This window comes from Bradyrhizobium sp. NBAIM08, from assembly GCF_020193935.1.
Classification (GTDB): domain Bacteria; phylum Pseudomonadota; class Alphaproteobacteria; order Rhizobiales; family Xanthobacteraceae; genus Bradyrhizobium; species Bradyrhizobium yuanmingense.
In genome coordinates, this window is sequence record NZ_JADYVR010000269.1 from 1 (window position 1) to 457 (window position 457).

The 457-nt window shown below is 58.4% G+C and carries 1 protein-coding gene; it reads left to right on the plus strand.

Translation table 11 applies throughout. The features are described from left to right. Positions 1-429: four helix bundle suffix domain-containing protein (locus I6F37_RS39435; RefSeq protein WP_225154292.1), on the plus strand; the 429-nt coding region annotated here is incomplete at its 5' end. Between the last annotated feature and the right edge of the window lie 28 nt (positions 430-457).

Consider the following 457-nt stretch of genomic DNA (forward strand, 5'->3'; position numbering starts at 1 on the left):
ATGGTGCAGGCGGCGCGTTCCGGAAAGCAGAACATTCTCGAAGGCAGCCAGGCTTCCGGAACGTCCAAGGAAATGGAACTCAAACTGACCAACGTAGCCCGGGCCAGTCTTGAAGAGCTGCTGGAGGACTATCGCGATTACTTGCGCGTGCGCGGCATCCCGGAGTGGACCAAAGATCATTCCCATACCCGTCGACTGCGGGAGATCAACCGCCAGCCGGGCGCCGACTACGAGCGGTTTCGCAGGGGGATCGAGCATCCTGATCCGGCCATTTCGGCCAACGTCATGATCGGCCTCATCAAGGTGACCACCTATCTCCTCGACCAGCAATTGCGGCACTTGGAAGACGCATTCGTTAAGGAAGGCGGGCTGCGTGAACGGATGACTCAAGCCCGATTATCGGAAAGATCGAAAGGCGGTCGGCTATAATTTAACCCTCTGCCGCATTGCGCTGGCG